This window comes from Streptomyces sp. NBC_01551 (assembly GCF_026339935.1).
Classification (GTDB): domain Bacteria; phylum Actinomycetota; class Actinomycetes; order Streptomycetales; family Streptomycetaceae; genus Streptomyces.
Genome location: NZ_JAPEPX010000001.1, coordinates 868,195 through 894,132 on the forward strand (window position 1 = coordinate 868,195; position 25,938 = coordinate 894,132).

General features: G+C 71.7%; 25 protein-coding genes. 4 read left to right on the forward strand and 21 right to left on the reverse strand.

Annotated features, from left to right (window positions below):
* Window positions 1-20 precede the first annotated feature (20 nt).
* Complete coding sequence (locus OG982_RS30930) at window positions 21-350, forward strand: antibiotic biosynthesis monooxygenase family protein (RefSeq protein ID WP_323139222.1); 330 nt, start codon at window positions 21-23, stop codon at window positions 348-350.
* Window positions 347-823: a group II truncated hemoglobin gene (locus tag OG982_RS30935; protein WP_323139223.1), complete on the forward strand. Its 477-nt coding sequence runs from the start codon at window positions 347-349 to the stop codon at window positions 821-823. The genes OG982_RS30930 and OG982_RS30935 overlap by 4 nt, the downstream gene beginning before the upstream one ends.
* Window positions 824-1,028: 205 nt before the next feature.
* On the opposite strand, the gene OG982_RS03710 is transcribed toward OG982_RS30935, so the two are convergent.
* The 5 genes from OG982_RS03710 to rpe form a co-directional block, all read right to left on the reverse strand.
* Window positions 1,029-1,442 (reverse strand): barstar family protein, encoded by a 414-nt coding sequence (locus OG982_RS03710; RefSeq protein WP_266947924.1) that lies wholly within the window; start codon window positions 1,440-1,442, stop codon window positions 1,029-1,031.
* Entirely contained in the window at window positions 1,439-1,870 is a 432-nt protein-coding gene (locus OG982_RS03715; protein ID WP_266789747.1) for a ribonuclease domain-containing protein, read from the reverse strand. Before OG982_RS03715 ends, OG982_RS03710 begins: the two co-directional genes overlap by 4 nt.
* A gap of 68 nt (window positions 1,871-1,938) precedes the next feature.
* Window positions 1,939-2,160, reverse strand: a complete 222-nt coding sequence (locus tag OG982_RS03720; protein WP_031145007.1) for a CarD family transcriptional regulator — start codon at window positions 2,158-2,160, stop codon at window positions 1,939-1,941.
* A 106-nt stretch (window positions 2,161-2,266) separates the two neighbouring features.
* A complete protein-coding gene (locus OG982_RS03725; protein WP_266789745.1) occupies window positions 2,267-3,313 on the reverse strand; it encodes a sugar-binding transcriptional regulator in 1,047 nt (348 codons plus the stop codon).
* A 116-nt stretch (window positions 3,314-3,429) separates the two neighbouring features.
* A complete protein-coding gene (rpe, locus tag OG982_RS03730) occupies window positions 3,430-4,116 on the reverse strand; it encodes a ribulose-phosphate 3-epimerase (RefSeq protein WP_266789743.1) in 687 nt (228 codons plus the stop codon).
* Window positions 4,117-4,248: 132 nt separating this feature from the next.
* On the opposite strand from rpe, the gene OG982_RS03735 reads away from it, so the two are divergent.
* Entirely contained in the window at window positions 4,249-5,487 is a 1,239-nt protein-coding gene (locus OG982_RS03735) for an MFS transporter (protein WP_266947925.1), read from the forward strand.
* 151 nt (window positions 5,488-5,638) lie between these two features.
* On the opposite strand, the gene OG982_RS03740 is transcribed toward OG982_RS03735, so the two are convergent.
* Both OG982_RS03740 and fmt read right to left on the reverse strand, forming a co-directional pair.
* Window positions 5,639-7,144, reverse strand: coding sequence for an RsmB/NOP family class I SAM-dependent RNA methyltransferase (locus OG982_RS03740; protein ID WP_266789739.1), 1,506 nt, complete (start codon window positions 7,142-7,144; stop codon window positions 5,639-5,641).
* A gap of 62 nt (window positions 7,145-7,206) precedes the next feature.
* Window positions 7,207-8,151 carry a methionyl-tRNA formyltransferase gene (fmt, locus tag OG982_RS03745; protein ID WP_266789738.1) on the reverse strand — a complete coding sequence of 315 codons (945 nt, stop codon included), beginning with the start codon at window positions 8,149-8,151 and terminating at the stop codon, window positions 7,207-7,209.
* Between the two features lie 306 nt (window positions 8,152-8,457).
* On the opposite strand from fmt, the gene OG982_RS03750 reads away from it, so the two are divergent.
* Window positions 8,458-8,988, forward strand: a complete 531-nt coding sequence (locus OG982_RS03750) for a hypothetical protein (RefSeq protein ID WP_266789736.1) — start codon at window positions 8,458-8,460, stop codon at window positions 8,986-8,988.
* A 111-nt stretch (window positions 8,989-9,099) separates the two neighbouring features.
* On the opposite strand, the gene OG982_RS03755 is transcribed toward OG982_RS03750, so the two are convergent.
* The 14 genes from OG982_RS03755 to pyrR all read right to left on the reverse strand — a co-directional run bounded on the left by OG982_RS03755 (window position 9,100) and on the right by pyrR (window position 25,709).
* Window positions 9,100-11,157 (reverse strand): primosomal protein N', encoded by a 2,058-nt coding sequence (locus tag OG982_RS03755; RefSeq protein ID WP_266949857.1) that lies wholly within the window; start codon window positions 11,155-11,157, stop codon window positions 9,100-9,102.
* A 176-nt stretch (window positions 11,158-11,333) separates the two neighbouring features.
* Complete coding sequence (gene metK / locus OG982_RS03760; RefSeq protein ID WP_214940407.1) at window positions 11,334-12,542, reverse strand: methionine adenosyltransferase; 1,209 nt, start codon at window positions 12,540-12,542, stop codon at window positions 11,334-11,336.
* 194 nt (window positions 12,543-12,736) lie between these two features.
* A complete protein-coding gene (gene coaBC, locus OG982_RS03765; RefSeq protein WP_266789732.1) occupies window positions 12,737-13,951 on the reverse strand; it encodes a bifunctional phosphopantothenoylcysteine decarboxylase/phosphopantothenate--cysteine ligase CoaBC in 1,215 nt (404 codons plus the stop codon).
* A gap of 99 nt (window positions 13,952-14,050) precedes the next feature.
* Window positions 14,051-14,323 carry a DNA-directed RNA polymerase subunit omega gene (rpoZ, locus tag OG982_RS03770; RefSeq protein WP_004948662.1) on the reverse strand — a complete coding sequence of 91 codons (273 nt, stop codon included), beginning with the start codon at window positions 14,321-14,323 and terminating at the stop codon, window positions 14,051-14,053.
* 63 nt (window positions 14,324-14,386) lie between these two features.
* Window positions 14,387-14,950, reverse strand: a complete 564-nt coding sequence (gene gmk, locus OG982_RS03775) for a guanylate kinase (protein ID WP_073778917.1) — start codon at window positions 14,948-14,950, stop codon at window positions 14,387-14,389.
* 61 nt (window positions 14,951-15,011) lie between these two features.
* Window positions 15,012-15,335, reverse strand: a complete 324-nt coding sequence (locus OG982_RS03780) for an integration host factor (protein ID WP_008740406.1) — start codon at window positions 15,333-15,335, stop codon at window positions 15,012-15,014.
* A 338-nt stretch (window positions 15,336-15,673) separates the two neighbouring features.
* A complete protein-coding gene (pyrF, locus tag OG982_RS03785) occupies window positions 15,674-16,507 on the reverse strand; it encodes an orotidine-5'-phosphate decarboxylase (RefSeq protein ID WP_266792232.1) in 834 nt (277 codons plus the stop codon).
* A 2-nt stretch (window positions 16,508-16,509) separates the two neighbouring features.
* Window positions 16,510-17,619, reverse strand: coding sequence for a quinone-dependent dihydroorotate dehydrogenase (locus tag OG982_RS03790; RefSeq protein ID WP_266789728.1), 1,110 nt, complete (start codon window positions 17,617-17,619; stop codon window positions 16,510-16,512).
* An 85-nt stretch (window positions 17,620-17,704) separates the two neighbouring features.
* Complete coding sequence (gene carB, locus OG982_RS03795) at window positions 17,705-21,013, reverse strand: carbamoyl-phosphate synthase large subunit (RefSeq protein WP_266789726.1); 3,309 nt, start codon at window positions 21,011-21,013, stop codon at window positions 17,705-17,707.
* The gene (gene carA / locus OG982_RS03800; RefSeq protein WP_266789724.1) at window positions 21,006-22,163 is read right to left on the reverse strand and encodes a glutamine-hydrolyzing carbamoyl-phosphate synthase small subunit; all 1,158 of its coding nucleotides are present in this window, start codon (window positions 22,161-22,163) and stop codon (window positions 21,006-21,008) included. Before carA ends, carB begins: the two co-directional genes overlap by 8 nt.
* Entirely contained in the window at window positions 22,160-22,741 is a 582-nt protein-coding gene (locus OG982_RS03805; RefSeq protein ID WP_266789722.1) for a hypothetical protein, read from the reverse strand. The genes carA and OG982_RS03805 overlap by 4 nt, the downstream gene beginning before the upstream one ends.
* Entirely contained in the window at window positions 22,738-24,024 is a 1,287-nt protein-coding gene (locus OG982_RS03810; RefSeq protein WP_266789720.1) for a dihydroorotase, read from the reverse strand. Before OG982_RS03810 ends, OG982_RS03805 begins: the two co-directional genes overlap by 4 nt.
* 2 nt (window positions 24,025-24,026) lie before the next feature.
* Entirely contained in the window at window positions 24,027-25,016 is a 990-nt protein-coding gene (locus OG982_RS03815) for an aspartate carbamoyltransferase catalytic subunit (RefSeq protein WP_266789719.1), read from the reverse strand.
* Between the two features lie 117 nt (window positions 25,017-25,133).
* Window positions 25,134-25,709 carry a bifunctional pyr operon transcriptional regulator/uracil phosphoribosyltransferase PyrR gene (gene pyrR / locus OG982_RS03820; RefSeq protein ID WP_266789717.1) on the reverse strand — a complete coding sequence of 192 codons (576 nt, stop codon included), beginning with the start codon at window positions 25,707-25,709 and terminating at the stop codon, window positions 25,134-25,136.
* Window positions 25,710-25,938 lie beyond the last annotated feature (229 nt).

Below are 25,938 nucleotides of genomic sequence, written 5' to 3' on the forward strand. Positions count from 1 at the left end.
CAGGGAGAGGCACTCACACCATGACCACCACCGTCGAATACATCCGCTACCGGATCGCATTGGACGACCAGCAGGCCTTCGAGGACGCGTACACCCGGGCCGCCGAGGCCCTGGCCGCCTCGCCCGAGTGCGTCGACTACGAGCTGACCCGCTGCTCGGAGGAGGCCGAGCGCTACATCCTCCGCATCCGCTGGACCTCGATCGACGCCCACCTCAACGGCTTCCGCAAGGGTGAGCACTTCCCGGCGTTCTTCACCGCCATCCGCCCGTACGTGACGGCCATCGAGGAGATGCAGCACTACCTCCCGACCTCGGTGGCCGGAACGGGAAAGGCCAGCACGGAGTCATGAGCACCACGCCCAACACGCCCACGATCTACGAGTGGATGGGCGGTGCGGAGGCGATGCGACGCCTCACCGACGCCTTCTACGCCCATGCCCTCCAGGACGAGATCCTGGCCCCCGTCTTCGCGGGCATGGACGCCGAGCACCCCCAGCACGTCGCGGTCTGGCTGTCGGAGGTCTTCGGCGGCCCGTCGGACTACACGGCCCACCACGGCGGCCACCAGCACATGGCCACCAAGCACCTGGGCCGCGGCATCACCGAGAAGCAGCGCCGCCGCTGGGTGGATCTGCTCCTGGACACCGCCGACGAGGTCGAACTCCCGACGGACCCGGAGTTCCGCGCGGTGTTCATCTACTACATCGAGTGGGGCACCCGCATGGCCCTGATCTACTCGGGCCCCAACCCACCCCCGGTGGACGCGGCCAAAATCCCCATCTGGTCCTGGGGCCAAACCCCGCCTTGGATCCCGAAAACCTGACCCACTCCAGCCCAGCCGCCCCCTCAGCCCCGCCGGCGTTTGAGGCGCGGGGTCCAGGGCGGAGCCCCGGTACGTCCCAGCCCGTCCGGCGCTTCAGGCGCGGGGCTCGGGCAAAGCCCGGGGACTTCCCAGCCCGTCCGGCGCTTGAGGACCGGGTCCGGGCGGAGCCCGGGGAAACGGAGAAAGGGCGGGGCGGGGAGAGAACTCACTCCCCGCCCCGCACCCTCCCCCCGGAGGGATCGGCATCGGCGAGCAGCACCACCAACGGCGTGCCCCCGTCCTCCCGCCAGAACTCGACGGCAGACTCCAGCACCTCCTGGAACGTCTCCCACTCCCCCGCCCGCCCGCCGGCGAACTCCGACCAGGACGTCACGGCAACCACCCGCCCCGGCGCCTCCGGCGCCCCCGGCAGCCACGACAGATCGATCAGCGCATCCGCCAACGCGTCCCAGTTCCCCCCGAACCACCCCGGCACCCGCAACGCATCGGCACACCGGCGCATCAGCCCGGCCTTGCCCCGCACCCCGCCCAGGTCCAGCCGCACGGTCACCCACCCCGCCGCCCCGGCCTCGGCCAGCGCGGCGTCAACGGCATCGAGGGGCTGCGGATCCAGGCTCATCGGAGAACCGCCTTGAACGTGTTGTAGTGGTCGTCCGTGTAGTAGAACTCCCCACCCTCACCCGTCACGATCCGCCGGGCCCCACGATCCCGCTCCCCCGGCGTCTTCACGGTGAACTCGTGGTAGTAACCGCGCCCCTGCTTCGGCAGCGCCTTCTCGAAGTTCCCGAAGACGGTCCCGTCCTGCCGGTACGGATACGGCCCGCCCTTGTCGATCAGCGCGAGCACGTCCCGCGCCTGCCGCGGCAGCGCGGAGGCCCGTACGGTCGCCATCCCCTCGGCCCACCCGGGCGTGGCGACACCACCGGACGGCGGCACGGGCTCAGGAGCACCGGCACCACACCCCACCGCACCGGCGACCACCGCGGCGCAGAGGAACAACGCCCCCAGCACACGCAGCAACGATCGGGGCACGTTCCGAAAGATCATGCACCGATCGTGCCAAATATCCGATTCGCCCGCGAATCGCGCACGAACCGGCCCAGCGCTCCCTCAGTTCAGAGCGCGGCCATCTTGGTGTAGGGACTCAGGATCCGTTTCTGGACCGATCCGAAGTCGACGAGGACAGCGATCCCCTCCTCAATACCGACGACACGGCCGAGGCCGTGCTCATCGTGAGTAACCCGGTCGCCGACGCTGAACTGCCGGAGCGGCGGTTCCACGGGGGCCTTGAACGGGCTGGACGGCAAATGGCGGCGAGGTACTGCTGACTTTGTCATTGAGACCAGTATGCGCCCCGCAGGCCTCCCCGCGGTCCGCCGTTCGGATCTCAATTCCAGCACCATCCGCACCACACATCTTGCGGCCGCCGGATCCGACGCCGGATCAGTCGTCCGGGTCGGCCCGGTCCAGCGCCGGCCGCAGCCCCGGGGCCGACTCGGTCAGCAGGTAGTCCGCGACCGCCGTGTCCGTGACCAGGCTGGTCACGAGCCCCGACCGCAGCACCGCCCCGATCGCCGACGCCTTGCGCAGCCCGCCCGCGATCGCCACGACCTCGGGGATCCGGCGCAGCCGGTCCGCCTCCACGGTGATGCACCGCTCGCCGAGGTCCCGGCCGACCCGGCGCCCCTCGGAGTCGAACAGGTGAGCCGACATCTCGGCCGCGACACCCAGCGAGGCGTAGTGCGCCCGCTCCTCGTCACTCAGCATGTCGTGGACGGTCGAGATGCCCGGCTCCCACGACCCGATCGAGACGGCCGCGACGGTCACCTTGTCGAAGTACTCGAACGCCCGGGCGATCCCCGTCTGGGACCGCAGCGCGGCCGCGGTCGCGGGATCCGGCAGCAGCATCGGCGCGTAGATCGGGTGCGCGTCCCCGCCGGAGACCTGCGCGGCCCGCCGTACCGCCTCCACGGAGCCGCGCTCGGCGGTCCCCGCGTCGTACACGCCGGTCAGCTGGACCACCGTGCACTGCGGGAGGCGGTGCAGGGAGGCGGCCATGTGAATGGTCGACCGTCCCCACGCGAGGCCCAGGACGTCGCCCTCGTTGACGAGCTCGCCCAGCAGGTCGGCGGCGACCGCGCCCAGGTTCTCCGGGTCCGGCGCGTCCTCGGTCGCGTCGGCCGGGGACTCCACCACGACGGCGTGCCGCAGCCCGTACCGGGCCCGCAGCGCGTCGGAGCGCTCCGCGTCGAGTTCCGCCGGAACCCGGATCTCGATGCGCACGAGGTCACGTTCGAGGGCGGTCTCCAGGACCCGGGCCACCTTGAAGCGGCTCACGCCGAACTCCTCGGCGATCTGGATCTTGGACTTGCCCTCCAGGTAGAAGCGGCGCGCCATGGCCGCCGCCTGCACCAGCTCCGCGGGTCCCATCCGCAGGGCTGACCGTCCCGCCGACATAGCAGACACCGCGTTCTCCTCACTGCTGTTCACACTCTCGTGTTCACACTCTCGACTCGTCGTTCATCCTGTCAGATCCAACGGCCCCCGATCAGCCCGGACAGCTCCCGTTCACCAAGCTGTTCACGAACCCTCGCCCTGGGCCGTCCCTAGTGGTCGCAGCCCCACGGCGCGGCGGCGATCGCCGCGCCCGCCTGCTCGCGCAGCGTCCGGACCGCGGACGCCGGATCGACGGCCCCGTATACGGCGCTGCCCGCCACGAACACGTCGGCGCCGGCCTCGGCGACCCGCTCGATGGTCGTCGCGGAGACCCCGCCGTCCACCTGCAGCCACAGGTCCAGGCCGTGCTTGGCGATCAGCTCCCGGGTACGGCGGACCTTGGGCAGCATGATGTCGAGGAAAGACTGCCCGCCGAAGCCCGGTTCGACGGTCATGATCAGCACCATGTCGAGCTCGGGCAGCAGGTCCTCGTACTGCTCGATCGGAGTCGCCGGCTTCAGCGCCATCGCGGCCCGCGCCCCCTTGGCCCGGATCTCCCGCGCGAGGCGCACGGGCGCGGCGGCGGCCTCGGCGTGGAAGGTGACGGACCCGGCACCGGCCTCCACGTACTGCGGCGCCCAGCGGTCGGGGTCCTCGATCATGAGGTGCAGGTCCAGCGGAATGTCCGTGGCCCGGCTCAGGGACTCCACGATCGGCATTCCGAGGGTGAGGTTGGGGACGAAATGGTTGTCCATGACGTCGACATGCAGCCAGTCCGCGCCCTCGACGGCCTTCGCCTCCTCGGCGAGCCGGGCGAAGTCCGCGGACAGGATGCTGGGATTGATCTGAACGGCCATGCCCCAAGCCTGCCATGCCCTCGCGTAGTTCCGGCCACGACCCCGGATGTCCGGACTCCCGCAGCGGCGCTTAAGTGATCATGGAGAACATTTCAATTGTCCTGCGTGATCACGTCCGGCACGGTTCTGCCTATGCCCCCACAGCCCACCAAAGCTCCCACCACCACCCCGTGGCGCAACAGAAACTTCCGCACCCTCTTCGCCGCCTCCACCCTCAACCAGTTCGCCACGAACACCGGCGCCGTGGCCGTCCCCCTCCTCGCCCTCACCGCGCTCGACGCGAGCGCCGCACAGGTCGGCGCCCTCGCCACGCTCTCCACCCTCGCGTTCTTACTCATAGGCCTCCCGGCCGGCGCCTGGGTCGACCGCCTGCGCACCCGCCGCGTCCTGATCGCCGCCGACCTGGCCCGCGCCGCCCTCTTCGCCTCGCTCCCCGCCGCCTGTTGGCTCGACGCACTCACGCTCGCGCAGCTGTACGCCGTCGTCCTCCTCGGTGGCTGCGCCACCGTCTTCTCGGACGTCGGCTCACAGAGCGTCCTGCCCCGGCTGATCGACCGCGAGAGCCTGGTACGGGCCAACGCGGCCATCGTGACCCTGATGGCCGTCGCCAACATCGCCGGCCGGGGCGCCGGCGGAGCCCTGGTCGCCGCCCTCACCGCACCCTTCGCCCTCGCGTGCGTCTCGGCGGCGTACCTCACCTCCGCGCTCCGCCTCATCGCCATCGCCGCCACGCCCGCCCCGCCAACCGGCGACCGCACACGGCTCCTGCCCCAGATCCGGGAGGGCCTGCGCCACGTCCTGGGCCACCCGGAGCTACGGGCCCTGGCGCTCAACGCCGCGCTCAGCAACCTGGGCGGCTCGATCATCAACACCATGCTGCCGGTGCTGTTCGTACGGGAACTCGGACTCTCCCCGGCCTCCCTCGGCCTCTTCTGGGCGGCGGGCGGCGTGGGCCTGCTCCTCGGCGCCCGCCTGGCCCGCCCCTTCGCGGCCCGCGTCGGCTACGGCCGCGCCCTGGTCCTCAGCCTCACCCCGGCGACCCTCCTGGTCCCCCTGCTCGACCGGGGCCCCTGGCTCTGGCTGGCGGGCGCGGGCTGGATGCTGGCGATGATGAAGGTCGGCGCGAACAACGTCCTAGGGGTCAGCCTCCGCCAGCACCTCACCCCGGACCCCCTCCTGGGCCGCATGAACGCCACTTTCCGCTTCATGCTCACCGGCGCCCTCGCCCTGGGCGCCGCGACCTCGGGTTTCCTGACGGAGCTCACCACCCTCCACACCACCCTGTGGGCGGGCGCAGTGGTCATGGCCCTCGCCTGGCTCCCCCTGTCCCTGTCACCGGTCCGCGAGAGGGTGTCCCTCGACGGAACGTGACGTCATTCCAGCCCCAGACGGCCGGCAGCCGCCAAGCCGGGAGAAGCGCGTAGCGATCTGTCGCGCGTTGACCCCGCGCCTCGAACGCCGGCGAGGCCGGACAAGCGGGAAACGGACGCTCAACCGCCAAACCCGCTCAGACCAGCACCAGCTACGCCGTACGCCTCAGCAACGCCAGATACATCGCGTCCGTCCCGTGCAGGTGCGGCCACAGCTGGACGTCCGGGCCGTCACCCAGCGCCGGGACGCCGGCCATGAACGGGCGGGCGTCGATCAGTTCGGCCGACACCGGCGACGCGCCCGCGCCCCGGCCCTTGAGGACGTCGTCCACGACCACCCGGGTCTCCGCCAGGTGGGGCGAGCAGGTCGCGTAGCCCACGACGCCGCCCACCCGTACCGCCGACAGCGCCTCCCGCAGCAGCCCCCGCTGGAGCGGCGCGAAGCCCTCCAGGTCCTGGGGCCGGCGCCGCCAGCGCGCCTCCGGGCGGCGCCGCAGCGCGCCCAGGCCGGAGCACGGCACGTCCATCAGCACGCGGTCGAAGGATCCCGGCCGCCACGGCGGCCGGGTGCCGTCCGCCGCGATGACCTGGTACGGACCGGGGTTGCCCGCCAGCGCCTTCTCCACCAGCCGCGCCCGGTGCGGCTGCTTCTCCGAGGCCAGCAGGAACGCCCCGCGCTGCGCGGCCAGCGCCGCCAGCAGGGCCGCCTTGCCGCCCGGTCCCGCGCAGCCGTCCAGCCAGCGCTCGTCGCGCCCGTCCACGGGCACGGCGGCCAGGGCCATCGCCACCAGCTGGCTGCCCTCGTCCTGGACACCGGCGCGGCCCTCGCGCACCGCCTCCAGCGCGCCCGGCTCGCCGCCCTCGGCCATCCGGACGGCGTACGGGGACCAGCGCCCCGGCAGCGCCGAGTCCTCGCCGACGGCCTCCAGCAGCTCCTCGGGCGTGGACCGCCCGGGCCGTGCGACCAGCGTGACCTCGGGCCGCTCGTTGTCGGCCTCCAGCAGGTCCTCGATCCCGGCGCGCCCGCCGCCCAGCGCGTCCCACAGCGCGCTGACGACCCAGCGCGGGTGCGAGTGGTAGACGGCGAGGTGCTCCTCGGCATCGTCCTCGTACGGCGGGGCGACCCGCTCCAGCCAGCCGTCCAGATCGTGCGCGGAGATCTTCCGCAGGACAGCGTTCACGAACTTGGCACGCCCGTCGCCGAGCACCACGCGCGCGAGCTCCACGCTCGCGGAGACCGCCGCGTGCGTCGGGATCCGGGTCCCCAGCAGCTGGTGCGCCCCGAGCGCGAGCACGTCCAACACCGGCGGGTCCACCTCCCGCAGCGGGCGGTCGACGCAGGCGGCGATGATCGCGTCGTACGTCCCCTGGCGGCGCAGCGTCCCGTAGACGAGCTCGGTGGCCAGTGCCGCGTCGCGCGCCTCGAAGCTCTCGTCCTGGCGGGCCTTGCGCAGCAGCGGCGGCAGGACGAGGTTCGCGTAGGCGTCGCGCTCGTCGACCGCCCGCAGCACCTCGAAGGCGAGCATCCGGACGGGGTCCTTCTGCGGCCGCCGGTACGGCTTGGCCTGCTTGCCGGGCTTGCCGCCCTGATTGCCGGACGGCTTGCCACCCCCGCCCGCGGCGGGACGACGACGAGGCTGACGAGGCTGTTCGCTCACGTGAAAGGTGCTCCGGATTTACGAGGTGCTACGAATGTGCTGATACGGAAATGCGACAGACCTCAGCCTACGTCGCCCCCGCCGACCCGCTCGCCGGGAGCGATCCGCACCCCGCGCGCCCAGTCGGCACCCTTCATCGGCTTCTTGCCCTGCGGCTGCACCCACAGCAGCTCCACGGCGTGCGAGCCGGTGCCGACGTAGATGTTGTTCTTCGCCGGGGCCAGCTCGCCCGGTGCCAGGTCGGTCCGGTCGGTGACCAGGCCGAGGGAGATCAGCTTGAGCCGCTCCCCGCGGAAGACGGTCCACGCGCCCGGCGCGGGCGTGCAGCCGCGCACCACGCGGTCGGCGCGCATCGCCGGGGCGTTCCAGTCGATCCGGGCGTCCTCGACGGTGATCTTCGGCGCGACCGAGACCCCGTCGGCGGGCTGCCCGACGGCGCGCAGGGTGCCGTCCTCGATGCCGTCCATGGTGGCGGCCAGCAGGCCGGAGCCGGCGAAGGCGAGGCGGGTCAGCAGGTCGCCGCTGGTGTCGGTGGGCCGGATCTCCTCGGTCAGGTGCCCGTAGACGGGCCCGGTGTCCAGGCCCTCCTCGATGAGGAAGGTGGAGGCACCGGTGACCTGGTCGCCCGCCATGATCGAGTGCTGGACGGGGGCGGCCCCGCGCCACGCGGGCAGCAGCGAGAAGTGCAGGTTGACCCAGCCGTGGCGGGGGATCTCCAGGGCGCTCTTGGGAATCAGCGCGCCGTACGCGACGACCGGGCAGCAGTCCGGGCCGATCTCGCGCAGCCGCGCCTGGAAGTCGGGGTCGCGCGGCCGGACCGGCTTGAGGACCTCGATCCCGGCCTCCTCGGCGCGCTCGGCGACGGGGCTGGCGACCAGCCGGCGGCCGCGGCCTGCCGGTGCGTCGGGGCGGGTGATGACGGCCGCGACCTCGTGGCGCCCGGAGGCGATGAGGGCGTCCAGGGCGGGCACGGCAACCTCGGGGGTGCCTGCGAAGACGAGCTTCACTGGGGTCCTACCTCGCTATCTCGGCTGTCAGCAGCGCACCAGTCTATGGGGTGCCCGTCGGGGTGCCCGATGGAGCGTCCAGGGGGCACCCGCCGGAGCGTCCACCGGGCGGCCCGCCCGCACCGTCGAGGGGGCGCACGCACACCCACACGCCTCTCGCATATGCCGACACGCCCCCACAGCGTGACCTGGGCGCCGGGTGGCGCGTTGGTCAAGAGAGATTGACCGAAACCGGGCCGCGATGAGAACTGAGAACGGTGTCTGCGGCCCGATCCGCTCTTCAGCACCGGTTCGAGAGGCTTCTTCATGGCCGACCACGCCACCCACGACGCCCAAGCACGGGCCAGTCTGCACCTGTTGGTGCGAGACATCGAGCGGGTTCGCCGGCAGGTGGATGCTCTGCGTACGCTCACCGCCCAGCTCGGCAATGTGTACCGCCCGCGCCGCTCCGGTCCCTCCACGGGCTTCGTCGTCTACGGGAGGGCTCCCGCGCCCACCGTCCGCCTCGCGCAGGAGCTGCGGGACAGCGTCGAGACCCTGGTCACGGCCGCGGTGGACTTCGACCGCTCGCTCGGCTTCTCGTGGGACGCGGTCGGCTCGGCGCTCGGGGTCACCAAGCAGGCCGTGCACCGCCGTTACGGGGCCCGCCGCGCGCAGGCCGCCGAGTCCGCCGAGCCGCTGGCCGAGGGCACGACCACCCGGACCCTGGGGCCGCTCCCCACGGTCCCGGCGGCCCGCTCGGTCCCGCCGCAGCCGGTGCGCGAGGAATCCCAGAGCGCGGCGGGCGCGGCCGCCGCCACCCGCTCCCCGGCCTTCCCGGGCCCGCGCGGCGGCTGACGCACCGTCGGCCGCCGGGACGCCGACCCCCGACGGCCCTGCCCGACGCCCCCGGCTCCGCCGGGGGCGTTCGGCGTTCACGCGCCCGCCGACTCCACCGCCCGAGCCGGATCAGCCGATGTCCGGCGGGTCGATCCGTACCCGGACCGATTCCGCCGCCGACACCCCGCGCGCCAGCCGGGCCGCCTGCGCCGACTTGAGCGCGGCGGCCAGCGCGGCCCCGCTGCCCGGCGGCACCCGGACCAGGGCCCGCTCCCCCGGCGAGCGCTCCCCGCGCCGGCCCGGCAGCGGCACCGGGCCCAGGACCTCCGCGTCCGACGGCAGTTCGGCGGCGGCCAGGAAGGCCTCGACGGCCTCGGCCCGCCCGGCGACCGCGGCCATCCGGGACACCGGCGGGAACCCCAGCTGGGCCCGCTCCGCGAGCTCCCGTACGGCATGGCCCACCGGGTCCCACCGCACCAGGGCCTGGACCGGCCGCAGCGTCGGCTCGGCGACCACCACGACCTGCCCCTCCCCCCGTACGAGCGAGGCGGCGCCGATCCAGCGCCGCAGGGCGTCCTCCCCGGCCCGCAGGTCGGGCCGGGTCAGCATGGCCCAGCCGTCCAGCAGCAGCGCCGCCGCGTACCCCTCGCCCGCGGCGACCGGTTCCGCCCCGGGCGTGCACACCACCAGCGCCGGCCGGTCCGGCACCTCGTCCAGTACGTGATCGCGTCCGGACGTCCGGACGGGCACGGCGGGGAAGGCCCGCCCCAGCTCCTCGGCGGTCCGCCGGGCGCCCACCACCTGGGCGCGCAGCCGGAACGACCCGCATTCCTCGCAGTGCCAGGACTGCTCGGCCCGCCCGCACCAGCCGCACTGGAGGTCCCGCTCGTCGGGGGCCTCCAGCGGTCCCGCGCAGACCTTGCAGCGGGCCGGGGTCCGGCACCGCTCGCACGCCAGCCGGGGCACATAGCCCCGCCGCGGCACCTGCACCAGTACGGGCCCGGTCTTCAGCCCCTCCCGTACGGTCTCCCACGCCAGGCTGGGCAGCCGCGCCGCGCGCGCCGCCTCGTCCCGGGCCAGCAGCTCGTCCCCGACGGTCCGGATCCGGGGCGCACACGCCCTCACCGTCTCGCGGGCGGCGACCAGCGGCCGCGCCCAGCCGGACTCGACGAGTTGCGCGGCCTCCACGGTGCAGCTCGTGCTCCCGGCGAGGAAGCCGCAGCCGTCGCTGACCGCGCGCAGTTCCAGCACCTCCCGGACGTGCGGGAACGGGGCGTTGTCGTCGCTGTGGCTGGAGTCCCCGTCGTCCCAGATGGCGACCAGACCGAGGTCCCGTACGGGCGCGAACATCGCGGCGCGGGTGCCGATGACGGCCCGCACCGAGCCGCGGTGCACGGCGAGCCACTGCCGGTAGCGCTTCTCCGGCCCCGACTCGGCGGTCAGCAGCGCGTGCCGGCCCGGCCCGAGCAGGGCGGTGAGCGCCGCGTCGACCCGGGCGGCGGTGCGCCCGTCGGGCAGGACCGCGAGGGCGCCCCGGCCGGAGGCGAGGGTGGCCGCCATGGCGCGGGCGAGTTCGTCGGCCCAGCCGGGGCCGGGCAGCGCGGTCCACACGGCGCGCGGGGTCCCGCCGGTGGCGAGGGCGCGCAGGAAGGCGGGCCCGGCACCGTACCGCTCCCAGCCGGCGGGTTCGGGCGCGGCGGGCGGGGGCAGCGGCTCCGGGGACGGCTTGGCCTCGGCGCGGGCGTTGCGCGGGGGCAGGGCGAGCTGGAGGACGTCGGCCAGGCTGCCCGCGTACCGGTCGGCGACGGCCCGGGCGAGGGCCAGCATGCGCGGGCTGAGCACCACCTCGGGCGAGACGACGTGGGCGAGGGCGGCGAGCGCCCCGTTGTAGTCGGATTCGGCGCGGCGCTCGACGATGAAGCCGTCGATCAGCCCGCCGCCCTCGCGGCGGCCGCCGTGCACCTGGTGGGAGCCGGCCCCGAAGCGGACCCGGACGCGGACGCCGGGCTGCGCGGCCTCGGAGAGCTCGGCGGGGACGGCGTAGTCCCAGAGCTGGTCGAGGTGGAGGACGCCCTTGTTGACGAGGATCCGGGCGACGGGGAGCTCCTCGGCGAGCGCGGCGCCCCGCCAGGTGCGCGGCTTGGCCTTGGGCGCCTTGGCCTTCGCCTCGGCGACCATCTCCCGCATCAGCGCGAGCTGCTCCGGCGGACCGCCGGGATCCTGGTCCCGGCCCCGCTGCTCGGACTCGTTCGCGCTGCTCACACCCGCATTCTTACCAAACGCCACCGACAACGGACGGGTCCGGGACGCAGCGCGTACGGCCCCGGACCGCGAGGGTCCGGGGCCGTACGGGTGTTCAGGTCCTACAGGCCGGCGGCCGCGCGCAGCGCGTCCACGCGGTCCGTGCGCTCCCAGGTGAAGTCCGGCAGCTCACGGCCGAAGTGGCCGTACGCGGCGGTCTGGGCGTAGATCGGGCGCAGCAGGTCCAGGTCGCGGATGATCGCGGCGGGACGCAGGTCGAAGACCTGGCCGATCGCGTCCTCGATCTTCTGGACCTCGACCTTGGCGGTGCCGAAGGTCTCGACGAACAGGCCCACCGGCTCGGCCTTGCCGATGGCGTACGCGACCTGTACCTCGCAGCGCGAGGCGAGACCGGCGGCGACCACGTTCTTCGCGACCCAGCGCATCGCGTACGCGGCCGAGCGGTCCACCTTCGACGGGTCCTTGCCCGAGAAGGCGCCGCCGCCGTGACGGGCCATGCCGCCGTAGGTGTCGATGATGATCTTGCGGCCGGTCAGGCCGGCGTCGCCCATCGGGCCGCCGATCTCGAAGCGCCCGGTCGGGTTCACCAGCAGGCGGTAGCCCTCGGTGTCGAGCTTGATGCCGTCCTCGACGAGCTGCGCCAGCACGTGCTCGACGACGAACTCGCGGATGTCGGGAGCGAGCAGCGAGTCCAGGTCGATGTCCGCGGCGTGCTGCGAGGAGACGACGACGGTGTCGAGGCGGACGGCCTTGTCGCCGTCGTACTCGATGGTGACCTGGGTCTTGCCGTCGGGGCGCAGGTACGGGATGGTCCCGTTCTTGCGGACCTCGGACAGGCGGCGCGAGAGCCGGTGCGCGATGTGGATCGGGAGCGGCATGAGCTCGGGGGTCTCGTCGCAGGCGTACCCGAACATCAGGCCCTGGTCGCCGGCGCCCTGCTTGTCGAGCTCGTCCTCGTCACCCTCGACGCGCTTCTCGTAAGCGGTGTCGACACCCTGCGCGATGTCCGGGGACTGGGCGCCGATGGACACCGACACGCCACAGGAGGCGCCGTCGAAGCCCTTCTTGGAGGAGTCGTAGCCGATCTCGAGGATCTTGTCGCGGACGAGCTGCGCGATCGGCGCGTACGCCTTCGTCGTCACCTCTCCCGCGATGTGCACGAGGCCGGTGGTGATGAGGGTCTCCACGGCCACGCGCGAGGTCGGGTCCTCGGTGAGGAGTGCGTCGAGGATCGTGTCGCTGATCTGGTCAGCGATCTTGTCGGGGTGGCCCTCGGTCACGGACTCCGAGGTGAACAGGCGGCGGGACACATCGCTCCCTGGGGTTGCAGCGGCTGCTGGCTGATCATTTGGCGGAACCACATCGGGGGCTGCGCCCGATCACGTTCCGAATGCAGTTTATCGGTCGCCACCGTTTACCGGACCACCTGTCTCGCCCTATGGGAGACGTGTGACCTGCGGCACTCCATTCTGGCGCACGGATTTGCCGGGGAGAAGAGCGCCACTCAGGGCGTTCGGGGCGCGAGTCGCGGAGCGACCTGGTCCCAAATGGCGTCCGCCAGCGCTTCCTTCGGACCATGGGCCACCGGGGTTTCCGTCCCGTCGGATGCCAGGATGACCGCCTCGTTCTCCTCGGAACCGAAGGTCTTGGTCTCGCCGACCTCATTGACCACGAGAAGATCACATCCCTTGCGGACGAGTTTGTTCCGCCCGTTCGCGAGGACATCGTCCGTTTCGGCGGCGAAACCGACGACGACCTGCCCGTGCTTCGCCCGATCGGCCGAGATCTCCGCGAGGATGTCCGGATTTCGCACAAGGTTCACCGGGGCGGGCTCCTGGCCGTCCTTCTTCTTGATCTTGCCGTCGGCGTAGACGGCGGGCCGGAAGTCGGCCACGGCCGCCGCCATCACCACGGCGTCGGCGTCGGCGGCCGCCTTGAGCACCGCCTCCCGTAGCTGGAGGGCGGTGCCCACCCGTACGACGTCCACCCCTGCCGGGTCGGCCAGCGCGGTGTTGGCGGCCACCAGGGTGACCCGGGCGCCGCGGGCGGCGGCGGTGCGGGCCAGCGCGTAGCCCTGCTTGCCGGAGGAGCGGTTGCCGAGGAAGCGGACCGGGTCGAGCGGCTCGCGGGTGCCGCCCGCGCTGATCACCACGTGGCGCCCGGCCAGGTCGGGCCCGGCCGCGCCGCGCGCCAGGACCCGGCGGCAGACCTCGTAGATCTCCTCGGGGTCGGGCAGCCGCCCCTTGCCGGTGTCCTTGCCGGTCAGCCGGCCGACGGCGGGCTCGATGACGACGGCGCCGCGGCGGCGCAGCGTGGCCACGTTCTCCCGGGTGGCCGGGTGCTCCCACATCTCGGTGTGCATCGCGGGCGCGAAGACCACCGGGCAGCGGGCGGTCAGCAGCGTGTTGGTGAGGAGGTCGTCGGCCAGTCCGTGGGCGGCCTTGGCCAGCATGTCCGCGGTGGCCGGGGCGACGACCACGAGGTCGGCGTTCTGCCCGATGCGCACGTGCGGGACCTCGTGGACGGTCTCCCAGACCTCGGTACCGGCCGGGTTCCCCGACAGCGCGGCCCAGGTGGCCGCGCCCACGAAGTTGAGGGACGCCGCCGTGGGGACGACCCGTACCTCGTGCCCGGACTCGGTCAGCAGGCGCAGCAGCTCGCACGCCTTGTAGGCGGCGATCCCGCCGCTGACTCCGAGCACGACCTTCGGCTTAACCACCACACACGCCCCTATCGCTGATCGTCGTACCTGTCTATGACACACCACAGGCCCGGCAGATGGTCTGCCGGGCCTGTGGTGAAAGGAATTCTCGGTGCCTTACTGGGCCGGGGCCTCGATGGCCTCGGAGGTCAGCAGACCCGCGTTGATCTCGCGCAGCGCGATCGAAAGCGGCTTCTCGTGGACGTGGGTGTCCACCAGCGGGCCGACGTACTCGAGCAGGCCCTCACCGAGCTGCGAGTAGTACGCGTTGATCTGACGCGCGCGCTTGGCCGCGTAGATCACGAGGCTGTACTTCGAGTCCGTGGCCTCGAGCAGCTCGTCGATCGGCGGGTTGATGATGCCCTCGGGCGCAGTGATGGAAGAGGACACGCTCTACCTTCCGAAGAATGGGTGAATGATCAAGCATTGACCGAAATGAACAACGGTCAACGATCAGACAACTTCCATCAAGGCTAGCAGCTCGCGCGCCACGTCCTCGACGGAGGTGTTGACCAGGGTGGTGTCGAACTCGGACTCGGCAGCCAGTTCGACCTTGGCGGACTCCAGACGGCGCTGGATGACCTCCGGTGATTCGGTGCCCCGGCCGGTGAGCCGGCGGACCAGCTCGTCCCAGCTCGGCGGGGCCAGGAAGACCAGCTGGGCCTCGGGCATCGACTCGCGGACGAGCCGGGCGCCCTGGAGATCGATCTCCAGCAGGACGGGTTCGCCGTTGTCCAGGCGCTCCAGCACCGCGCCGCGCGGTGTGCCGTAGCGGTTGCCCGCGAACTCGGCCCACTCCAGCAGCTCGCCGTTGGCGATCAGCTTGTCGAACTCGTCGTCGTTGACGAAGAAGTAGTGGACTCCGTGTCGCTCACCGGGCCGCGGCTTGCGGGTGGTGGCCGACACCGAGAGCCATACCTCCGGGTGGACCTTGCGCATATGCGCGACGACCGTGCTCTTGCCGACCCCCGAAGGGCCGGAGAGCACGGTCAGCCGCGGACGAACCTCTGCTGCCATAGAGCGATTATCCAGGTTCTCGGGACTGCCTGAGAACGCCGGGAGAACTTCAGGCGACGCGTCAGCCGGCGGGAGTGCCGAACTCACGCTCCAGAGACGCGATCTGGTTGGAACCGAGACCTCGGACACGCCGGGATTCGGAGATGCCGAGGCGCTCCATGATCTGCTTGGCGCGGACCTTGCCCACGCCAGGCAGGGACTCCAGCAGGGCGGAGACCTTCATCTTGCCGATGACGTCGTTCTCCTGGCCCGTCTTGATGACCTCTTGGAGCGAGGCGCCGGAGTGCTTGAGTCGATTCTTCACCTCGGCCCGCTCCCGGCGAGCCGCGGCGGCCTTTTCGAGCGCGGCTGCGCGCTGTTCAGGGGTAAGGGGCGGAAGAGCCACGCCTACGTCACCTCGGATGTCGAACTGTCGGATACGGACCAGTGGGGAGCCCGAAGGCACCACACCAGGCGAGCCCCCGAACAGCGCCGTTATTCGCTCGCTGCTCGTTCACTCTGCTCGGAGACTAGCGGCCAAGGCCGCTCCAGTCAGCGAGAACGGACGAAAAGTCCTGGTCAGCCTCCACTGAACCGTACATCACGGACAAATCACCCCGGTTTTGTCCGGTGAAAGACGTTCGATTTTCGTCAAGAGGTGCGACACGAGGTTCGAGGCGGGGTGCGACGCGGGGTGCGACGCGCTCCTCCGGAGACGTCCCGGAGGAGCGGAGCGGCATTCCGTCAGGCCGAAACGGCCTTGCGGATCTCGTCCGCGAACCCGGCCGCCGACGCGCGCAGCGCGGCCGCGTCCGGACCGTGCTTCAGGACACCCCGCGACACGTTCGGGACGACGTTGCGCACCGCCGCACCGAAGACCGCCGGCAGATCGGCGGCGGTGGCGCCCTGCGCACCGATTCCGGGGGCCAGCAGCGGCCCGTTGATGTCCAGGTCGAAGGAGGACAGGTCGCCCAGCGTCGCGCCGACCACGGCCCCGAAGGAGCCCATCGGCTCGGCGCCCGCGTTCTCCGCCGCCAGGTGCGCCAGCATCGTCGCGCCGATCGAGCGCCCGTCCTCGCGCAGGGCCCGCTGGACCTCGGCGCCCTCGGGGTTCGAGGTGAGGGCGAGGACGAACAGGCCGGCGCCGGACTCGCGCGCCAGCTCCACGGCGGGGGCGAGCGAGCCGTAGCCCAGGTACGGGGAGACCGTCAGGGCGTCCGAGAACAGCGGCGAGGACGGCGACAGGAACGTCTGCGCGTAGGCGGCCATGGTCGAGCCGATGTCCCCGCGCTTGGCGTCCATGACGACGAGCGTGCCCGCCGCGCGGGCGTCGGCGACGGTGCGCTCCAGCACGGCGATGCCCTTCGAGCCGAACCGCTCGAAGAAGGCGGCCTGCGGCTTGAACACGGCGACCTGGTCGGCCAGCGCCTCGACGACCGTGCGGGAGAACGTCTCCAGCCCGGCGATGTCGTCGCTCAGGCCCCAGGAGGCCAGCAGGGCCGCGTGCGGGTCGATGCCGACGCAGAGCGGGCCACGGGTGTCCATCGCCTCACGGAGGCGGGTGCCGAACGGGATCACGGTCACTGGGCGGCCTTTCGGGTCTCGGCGCCCACCGCTTCGGCGAGGGTCGCGTAGGGGCTGTTGGCCAGGCGCGCCGCCAGGCCCTTGTGGATGGCGCGGGCGTAGAACGGGCCCTCGTAGATGAAGGCGCTGTAGCCCTGGACCAGGCTGGCGCCGGCAAGGATCCGCTGCCAGGCGTCCTCGGCGTTCTCGACGCCCCCGACGCCCACGAGGACCAGCTGGCCCCCCACACGGGCGTACAGGCGCCTGAGGACCTCCAGGGAGCGCTCCTTGACCGGCGCTCCGGACAGCCCGCCGGTCTCCTTGACGAGCGCGGGGTCGGATTTCAGCCCCAGGCCCTCGCGGGCGATGGTGGTGTTGGTCGCGATGATGCCGTCCAGGCCCAGCTCCAGGGCGAGGTCCGCGACGGCGTCGACGTCCTCGTCCGCCAGGTCGGGGGCGATCTTGACGAGCAGCGGCACGCGGCGGTCCGTCACGGTGCGGTCGGCGGCCTCGCGGACGGCCGTGAGCAGCGGCCGCAGCGACTCGGTGGCCTGGAGGTTGCGCAGGCCGGGGGTGTTCGGCGAGGAGACGTTCACCACGAGGTAGTCGGCGTGGCGGGCCAGGCGCTCGGTGGAGGCGACGTAGTCCCCCACGGCCTCTTCCTCCGGGACGACCTTCGTCTTGCCGATGTTGACGCCCACGACGGTCTTGAAGACGGCCGTACGGGCCGCCAGGCGGGCCGCCACGGCCTCGGAGCCCTCGTTGTTGAAGCCCATGCGGTTGATCAGCGCGCGGTCCGGCACGAGGCGGAACAGCCGCTTCTTCGGGTTGCCGGGCTGGGCCTGCGCGGTGACCGTGCCGATCTCGACGTGGTCGAAGCCGAGCATCGACATGCCGTCGATCGCGACGGCGTTCTTGTCGAAGCCGGCCGCGAGCCCGAAGGGGCCGTGCATCCGCAGGCCGAGGGCCTCCGTGCGCAGCTCCTTGAAGCGCGGCGCGAGCCAGGCGGCGAGGAAGGTGCGCAGCACGGGCGTGCGGGCCGCGAGTCGGATCCATCGGAAGGCCAGGTAGTGGGCCTGCTCGGGGTCCATCCGCTTGAAGACCAGGTTGAAGAAGAGTTTGTACATCGTCAGTCGAATCCTCGTGCGCTCATGAAGAGGGGGACACCCGTCGCCTCGGCGAATCCGGTGTCCCCCTCTCCTGTTCGGGCTGCTAGTCGCGGGCCGCGGTCAGGTGCTCCGCGTGCTCCTGGAGCGAGCGGACGCCCACGTCGCCGCGGTTGAGCGCGTCGATGCCCTGGACGGCGGCGGCGAGCGCCTGGACCGTGGTCAGGCACGGGACGCTGCGCGCCACGGCCGCCGTACGGATCTCGTAGCCGTCGAGGCGGCCGCCGGTGCCGTACGGGGTGTTGACGATCAGGTCGACCTGGCCGTCGTGGATGAGCTGGACGATGGTCTTCTCGCCGTCCGGGCCCTCGCCCTCGCTGAGCTTGCGCACCACGGTGGCGTTGATGCCGTTGCGGCGCAGCACCTCGGCGGTGCCGGAGGTGGCCATCAGCTCGAAGCCGTGGGCGACCAGCTCGCGCGCCGGGAAGATCATCGAGCGCTTGTCGCGGTTGGCGACGGAGATGAACGCGCGGCCCTTGGTGGGCAGCGGGCCGTAGGCGCCGGCCTGCGACTTGGCGTACGCCGTGCCGAAGACGGTGTCGATGCCCATGACCTCGCCGGTGGAGCGCATCTCCGGGCCGAGGACGGTGTCCACGCCGCGGCCGTGGATGTCGCGGAAGCGCGACCACGGCATGACGGCCTCCTTGACGGAGATCGGCGCGTCGAGCGGCAGGGTGCCGCCGTCGCCGGTCTTCGGCAGCATGCCCTCTTCGCGCAGCTCGGCGATGGTGGTGCCGAGCGAGATGCGGGCGGCGGCCTTCGCGAGCGGGACGGCGGTCGCCTTCGAGGTGAAGGGGACGGTCCGGGAGGCGCGCGGGTTGGCCTCCAGGACGTAGAGGATGTCGCCGGCCATGGCGAACTGGATGTTGATCAGGCCGCGGACGCCGACGCCCTTGGCGATGGCCTCGGTGGAGGCGCGCAGGCGCTTGATGTCGTAGCCGCCGAGGGTGATCGGGGGCAGGGCGCAGGCCGAGTCGCCGGAGTGGATGCCGGCTTCCTCGATGTGCTCCATGACGCCGCCGAGGTAGAGCTCGGTGCCGTCGTAGAGGGCGTCGACGTCGATCTCGATCGCGTCGTCGAGGAAGCGGTCGACCAGCACGGGGCGGGTCGGGGAGATCTCCGTGGACTCGGCGATGTACGACTCCAGGCGGGTCTCGTCGTAGACGATCTCCATGCCGCGGCCGCCGAGCACGTAGGACGGGCGGACCAGGACCGGGTAGCCGATCTCGTCGGCGATGGCCTTGGCACCCGCGAAGGTGGTGGCGGTGCCGTGCTTGGGGGCCGGCAGGCCGGCGTCGGCGAGGACCTGGCCGAAGGCGCCGCGGTCCTCGGCGGCGTGGATGGCCTCGGGCGAGGTGCCGACGACGGGGACGCCGTTGTCCTTGAGCGCCTGGGCGAGACCGAGGGGGGTCTGGCCGCCGAGCTGGACGACGACACCGGCGATGGGGCCGGCGAGCGACTCGGCGTGGACGATCTCCAGCACGTCTTCGAGCGTCAGCGGCTCGAAGTACAGGCGGTCGGAGGTGTCGTAGTCCGTCGAGACGGTCTCCGGGTTGCAGTTGACCATCACGGTCTCGTAGCCGGCGTCGCTGAGCGCGAAGGAGGCGTGGACGCAGGAGTAGTCGAACTCGATGCCCTGGCCGATGCGGTTCGGGCCGGAGCCCAGGATGATCACCGCGGGCTTGGTGCGGGGCGCGACCTCGGACTCCTCGTCGTACGAGGAGTAGAAGTACGGGGTCTTCGCGGCGAACTCGGCGGCGCAGGTGTCGACCGTCTTGTAGACCGGGCGGACGCCCAGCGCGTGGCGGACCTCGCGGACGACGTCCTCGCGCAGGCCGCGGATCTCGGCGATCTGGGCGTCGGAGAAGCCGTGCCGCTTGGCCTCGGCGAGGAGCCCGGGTTCGAGCTTCTCGGCGCCGGCGAGCTCGTCGGCGATCTCCTTGATCAGGAAGAGCTGGTCGACGAACCAGGGGTCGATCTTCGTGGACTCGAAGACCTCTTCCTGGGTGGCGCCGGCGCGGATGGCCTGCATGACGGTGTTGATGCGGCCGTCGGTCGGGCGGACCGCGGTGGCCAGCAGCTCGGCCTTGTCGCCGGGGTCGCCGACGAAGGTGAACTGCGAGCCCTTCTTCTCCAGGGAGCGCAGGGCCTTCTGGAGGGCCTCGGTGAAGTTGCGGCCGATGGCCATGGCCTCGCCCACCGACTTCATGGTGGTGGTGAGGGTGGCGTCGGCGAGCGGGAACTTCTCGAAGGCGAAGCGCGGGGCCTTGACGACGACGTAGTCGAGGGACGGCTCGAAGGAGGCCGGCGTCTTCTCGGTGATGTCGTTGGGGACCTCGTCGAGCGTGTAGCCGATGGCCAGCTTGGCGGCGATCTTGGCGATCGGGAAGCCGGTGGCCTTCGACGCGAGCGCCGAGGAGCGCGAGACGCGCGGGTTCATCTCGATGACGATGACGCGGCCGTCGACCGGGTCGATCGCGAACTGGATGTTGCAGCCGCCGGTGTCGACGCCGACCTCGCGGATGATCGCGATGCCGATGTCGCGCAGCCGCTGGTACTCGCGGTCGGTGAGCGTCATCGCCGGGGCGACGGTGATCGAGTCACCGGTGTGGACGCCCATCGGGTCGAAGTTCTCGATGGAGCAGACGACGACCACGTTGTCCTTGGTGTCGCGCATCAGCTCCAGCTCGTACTCCTTCCAGCCGAGGATGGACTCCTCCAGGAGCACCTCGGTGGTCGGGGAGAGCGTGAGGCCCTGGCCGGCGATGCGGCGCAGCTCCTCCTCGTCGTGGGCGAAGCCGGAGCCGGCGCCGCCCATGGTGAAGGAGGGGCGGACGACGACGGGGTAGCCGCCGAGCGTGTCGACGCCCGCCAGGACGTCGTCCATGGAGTGGCAGATGACCGAGCGGGCGGACTCGCCGTAGCCGATCTTGGCCTTCACGGCCTCGACGACGCCCTTGAAGAGGTCGCGGTCCTCGCCCTTGTTGATGGCCTCGACGTTGGCGCCGATCAGCTCGACGCCGTACTTCTCCAGTACGCCCTGCTCGTGCATGGAGATCGCGGTGTTGAGCGCGGTCTGGCCGCCGAGGGTGGGGAGCAGCGCGTCGGGGCGCTCCTTGGCGATGATCTTCTCGACGAACTCGGGGGTGATCGGCTCGACGTACGTGGCGTCGGCGATCTCCGGGTCGGTCATGATCGTCGCGGGGTTGGAGTTGACCAGGATGACCCGCAGGCCCTCGGCCTTGAGGATGCGGCAGGCCTGGGTGCCGGAGTAGTCGAACTCGGCGGCCTGTCCGATGACGATCGGGCCGGAGCCGATGACCAGGACGGACTGGATATCGGTGCGCTTAGGCACGCTCGGCCTCCATCTGGGCGGTGCTCATCAAAGACGTGAAGCGGTCGAAGAGGTACGCGGCGTCGTGCGGGCCGGCGGCCGCCTCGGGGTGGTACTGGACGGAGAAGGCCGGCTGGTCGAGCAGCTGGAGGCCTTCGACGACCTGGTCGTTCAGGCAGACGTGGGAGACCTCGGCGCGGCCGTAGGGGGTCTCGGAGACCTTGTCGAGGGGCGCGTCGACGGCGAAGCCGTGGTTGTGCGCGGTGACCTCGACCTTGCCGGTGGTGCGGTCCTGCACCGGCTGGTTGATGCCGCGGTGGCCGTACTTCAGCTTGTACGTGCCGAAGCCGAGCGCGCGGCCCAGGATCTGGTTGCCGAAGCAGATGCCGAAGAGCGGGGTCTTGCGCTCCAGGACGCCCTGCATGACGGCGACGGGGCCGTCGGCGGTGGCCGGGTCGCCCGGGCCGTTGGAGAAGAACACGCCGTCGGGGTTGACCGCGTACACGTCCTCGACGGTGGCGGTGGCGGGCAGCACGTGCACCTCGATGCCGCGCTCGGCCATCCGGTGCGGGGTCATGCCCTTGATGCCGAGGTCCACGGCGGCGACGGTGAACTTCTTCTCGCCGATCGCGGGGACGACGTACGCCTCCTTGGTGGCGACCTCGGCGGAGAGGTTGGCGCCCTTCATCTGCGGGGCCTCCTGGACGCGGGCCAGCAGGGCCGCGTCCTCGGCGATGGCCTCGCCGGAGAAGATGCCGACGCGCATGGCGCCGCGCTCGCGCAGGTGGCGGGTCAGGGCGCGGGTGTCGATGCCGGAGATGCCGACGACGCCCTGCTTGACCAGTTCCTCGTCGAGCGAGCGCTGGGAGCGCCAGTTCGAGGGCTTGCGGGCGGGGTCGCGTACGACGTACCCGGACACCCAGATGCGGGAGGACTCGGGGTCCTCGTCGTTGACACCGGTGTTGCCCACGTGCGGGGCCGTCATGACGACGACCTGGCGGTGGTACGACGGGTCGGTCAGGGTCTCCTGGTAGCCGGTCATGCCGGTGGAGAACACGGCCTCGCCGAAGGTCTCCCCCACAGCGCCGTAGGCACGGCCGCGGAAGATCCGACCGTCCTCCAGGACGAGTACGGCGGGAGCTTTGGCTGCTCCCCTGGTGGAGGTCGTCATCGTTCGGCGCCTTCCGTCGTGATGGATGAGTTCATGGTGTTGATCGCTTCGACCCACGCGGCGTGTTCGGCCGCGCGGTCGGAGCGGAATCCGGAGTCGATCAGCTTGTCGCCGTGCGCCCATGTGACGACGAGCAGACCGCCCTCGGTGAGTACCTTGCCCGCGATTCCCTTGTCGAGGCGGGCGCCGCGCAGCTGCGCGGTCGGTACGAAGAAGTCGTTGGCCCCCGGACGGACCACGTCGAGGCCCGCGTCGGTGAGCGTGAGCTCGACCCGGCTGCGCAGACCCAGACCGTGGGCGACGATCCGGTCGAGCCACTGCCCGGCGGTGGTGGACCCGTGGTACCGGCCGGTCAGGGCCAGCCGGTGCTCGGGGAGACCGCTCGGGGCGGCGGGCAGCTCCGGCAGATCACTCTGCAGAGCGCCGCGCCATTTCCAGCCCTGCCGCATCAGCCAGTACACGAACGCGATGAAGACGAGCAGACCGACGACCCACGCGATGCGGGCGCCCCAGTCCGTCACCTCCGCCGACTGTCGTTCGGCGGCCTCGGCGGCCAGTTGGATTACTGCAGGTGTCACGCCAGCGTCCCGTCCACGACCGTTGCCCGGCCCCGCAGGAAGGTGTGAGTGACGCGTCCCGGCAGCTCGCGGCCCTCGTAGGGCGTGTTGCGGCTGCGGGAAGCGAACTGTGCGGGGTCCACGACACCACGGTACGAGGTGTCGACCAAGGTCAGGTTCGCGGGTTCACCCACCGAGACGGGTCGGCCGTGGCCCGCGAGGCCGCCGATCCGGGCCGGGGCGAAGGACATCCGCTCGGCGACGCCCGCCCAGTCGAGGAGCCCGGTCTCGACCATCGTCTGCTGGACGACGGAGAGCGCGGTCTCCAGGCCCACCATGCCCATGGCGGCCGCGGCCCACTCGCAGTCCTTGTCCTCGTGCGGGTGCGGGGCGTGGTCGGTGGCGACGATGTCGATCGTGCCGTCGGCGAGCGCCTCGCGCAGGGCCATCACGTCGCGCTCGGTGCGCAGCGGCGGGTTGACCTTGTAGACCGCGTTGTACGAGCGGACGAGCTCGTCGGTGAGGAGGAGGTGGTGCGGGGTGACCTCGGCGGTGACGTCGATGCCGCGGGACTTGGCCCAGCGGACGATCTCGACGGAGCCGGCGGTGGAGAGGTGGCAGATGTGCACACGGGAGCCGACGTGCTCGGCGAGGAGGACGTCGCGGGCGATGATCGACTCCTCGGCGACGGCCGGCCAGCCGCCGAGGCCGAGCTCGGCGGAGACGACGCCCTCGTTCATCTGGGCGCCCTCGGTCAGGCGGGGCTCCTGGGCGTGCTGGGCGACGACGCCGCCGAAGGCCTTCACGTACTCCAGGGCGCGGCGCATGATCACGGCGTCGTCGACGCACTTGCCGTCGTCGGAGAAGACGGTGACGCGGGCGGCGGAGTCGTGCATGGCGCCGAGCTCCGAGAGCTGCTTGCCCTCCAGGCCGACGGTGACGGCGCCGATGGGCTGCACGTCGCAGTAGCCGGACTCCTTGCCCAGGCGCCAGACCTGCTCGACGACGCCGGCGGTGTCGGCGACCGGGAAGGTGTTCGCCATGGCGAACACGGCGGTGTAGCCACCGGAGGCGGCGGCGCGGGTGCCGGTCAGGACGGTCTCGGAGTCCTCGCGGCCGGGCTCGCGCAGGTGGGTGTGCAGGTCGACGAGGCCGGGGAGGAGCGTCTGGCCGGCGGCCTCGACGACGGTCGCGCCCTCGGCGGACAGGCCGGTGCCGACCTCGGCGATCGTCTCGCCGTCGATCAGGACGTCCTGCGCCTCGCCACCGAGTACCTTCGCGCCACGGATAAGGATCTTGCTCATGGTTACTTGTTCTCCTCGGTGCGCGCGGCGGGGGTGGTGGTGACGGCGGGCTCGGAGCCTCCGAGCAGCAGGTACAGGACGGCCATCCGGGTGGAGACGCCGTTGGCGACCTGCTCGACGGCCGTGCAGCGGTCGGAGTCGGCGACCTCGGCGGTGATCTCCATGCCGCGGTTCATCGGGCCGGGGTGCATCACGATGGCGTGCTCGGGCATCTTCGCCATGCGGTCGCCGTCGAGCCCGTACCGGCGGGAGTACTCTCGCTCGGTCGGGAAGAAGGCGGCGTTCATGCGTTCGCGCTGCACACGCAGCATCATCACCGCATCGGACTTCGGCAGCACCTTGTCGAGGTCGTACGAGACCTCGCACGGCCAGCTCTCGACGCCGATCGGCACCAGCGTGGGCGGGGCCACCACGGTGACCTCGGCGCCCAGCGTGTGCAGCAGCTGCACGTTGGAGCGGGCCACCCGGCTGTGCAGGACGTCACCGACGATGGTGATCCGGCGGCCGGCCAGGTCCTTGCCGAGCCCGGCGTCGCGGCCGACCAGGCGGCGGCGCATGGTGAAGGCGTCCAGCAGGGCCTGGGTGGGGTGCTCGTGGGTGCCGTCGCCGGCGTTGACCACGGCGGAGTCGATCCAGCCGGAGGTCGCGAGCCGGTAGGGGGCGCCGGAGGCGTGGTGGCGGATGACGACCGCGTCGGCGCCCATCGCCTCCAGGGTCAGCGCGGTGTCCTTCAGCGATTCGCCCTTGGAAACCGAGGAACCCTTGGCGGAGAAGTTGATGACGTCGGCGGAGAGCCGCTTGGCGGCCGCCTCGAAGGAGATCCGGGTACGGGTCGAGTCCTCGAAGAAGAGGTTGACGACCGTGAGCCCGCGCAGGGTGGGCAGCTTCTTGATCGGCCGGTCGGCGACCCGGGCCATCTCCTCGGCGGTGTCGAGGATCAGGACGGCGTCGTCGCGCGTGAGATCGGCGGCCGAGATGAGGTGGCGCTTCATCTGGATGGCTCCGTAAGTCTGGGAGGGCAGGCTGAGGGCGCCCGCTGCGGCGGGCGGGGCGGTGCTGGGCAAGGGCTGCGCGGCGGTTCCCCGCGCGGGGAGCCGTGCGCGCGGGGGCTAGAGCCCTGCTGCCTGGGCGGTCCGCTGGCCGAGCAGCACGGCGTCTCGGCCGTCCTCCTCCTGGAGCTGGACCTTGACGATCTCCCGCAGCGAGGTCGGGAGGTTCTTGCCGACGTAGTCGGCGCGGATCGGCAGTTCGCGGTGGCCCCGGTCGACGAGGACCGCGAGCTGGACGGCGCGGGGGCGGCCGAGGTCGCCGAGCGCGTCGAGGGCGGCGCGGATGGTGCGGCCGGAGAAGAGCACGTCGTCGATGAGGACCACGAGACGGCCGTCGAGGTCGTCGCCGGGGATCTCGGTGCGACCGATCGCGCGGGCGGGCTTCATCCGCAGGTCGTCGCGGTACATGGTGATGTCGAGGGAGCCGACCGGGATCTTCGTGCCGGTGATCTCTTCGAGCTTGGCGGCCAGCCGGCGGGCGAGGTAGACACCGCGGGTGGGGATGCCGAGGAGCACCACGTCGTCGGCGCCCTTGGCGCGTTCGACGATCTCGTGGGCGATGCGGGTCAGGACCCGCGCGATGTCCTGCGCTTCGAGCACGGGGCGCATGTCATCGGTGTGCTGCTGGGTGTCCATGGATGGACCTCCTTCTCCGCCTCACGGGACGGACCTTAAAGGACGTCTGATGTACGCCGTCCACGGTAGCAGGGGGAATCGGGCGGGCCCGCACCGGGCCGCCGGGAACCCCTCGCGCGGGGCGATGAAGACCATTCGGCTTGACGCATCCAAGTAACGCTGCGTAACCTCACAGTGAGTTACCAGCCGCGCGGCTGAGCCGCATGCAGTCCATGTAGTCACAGCGTCA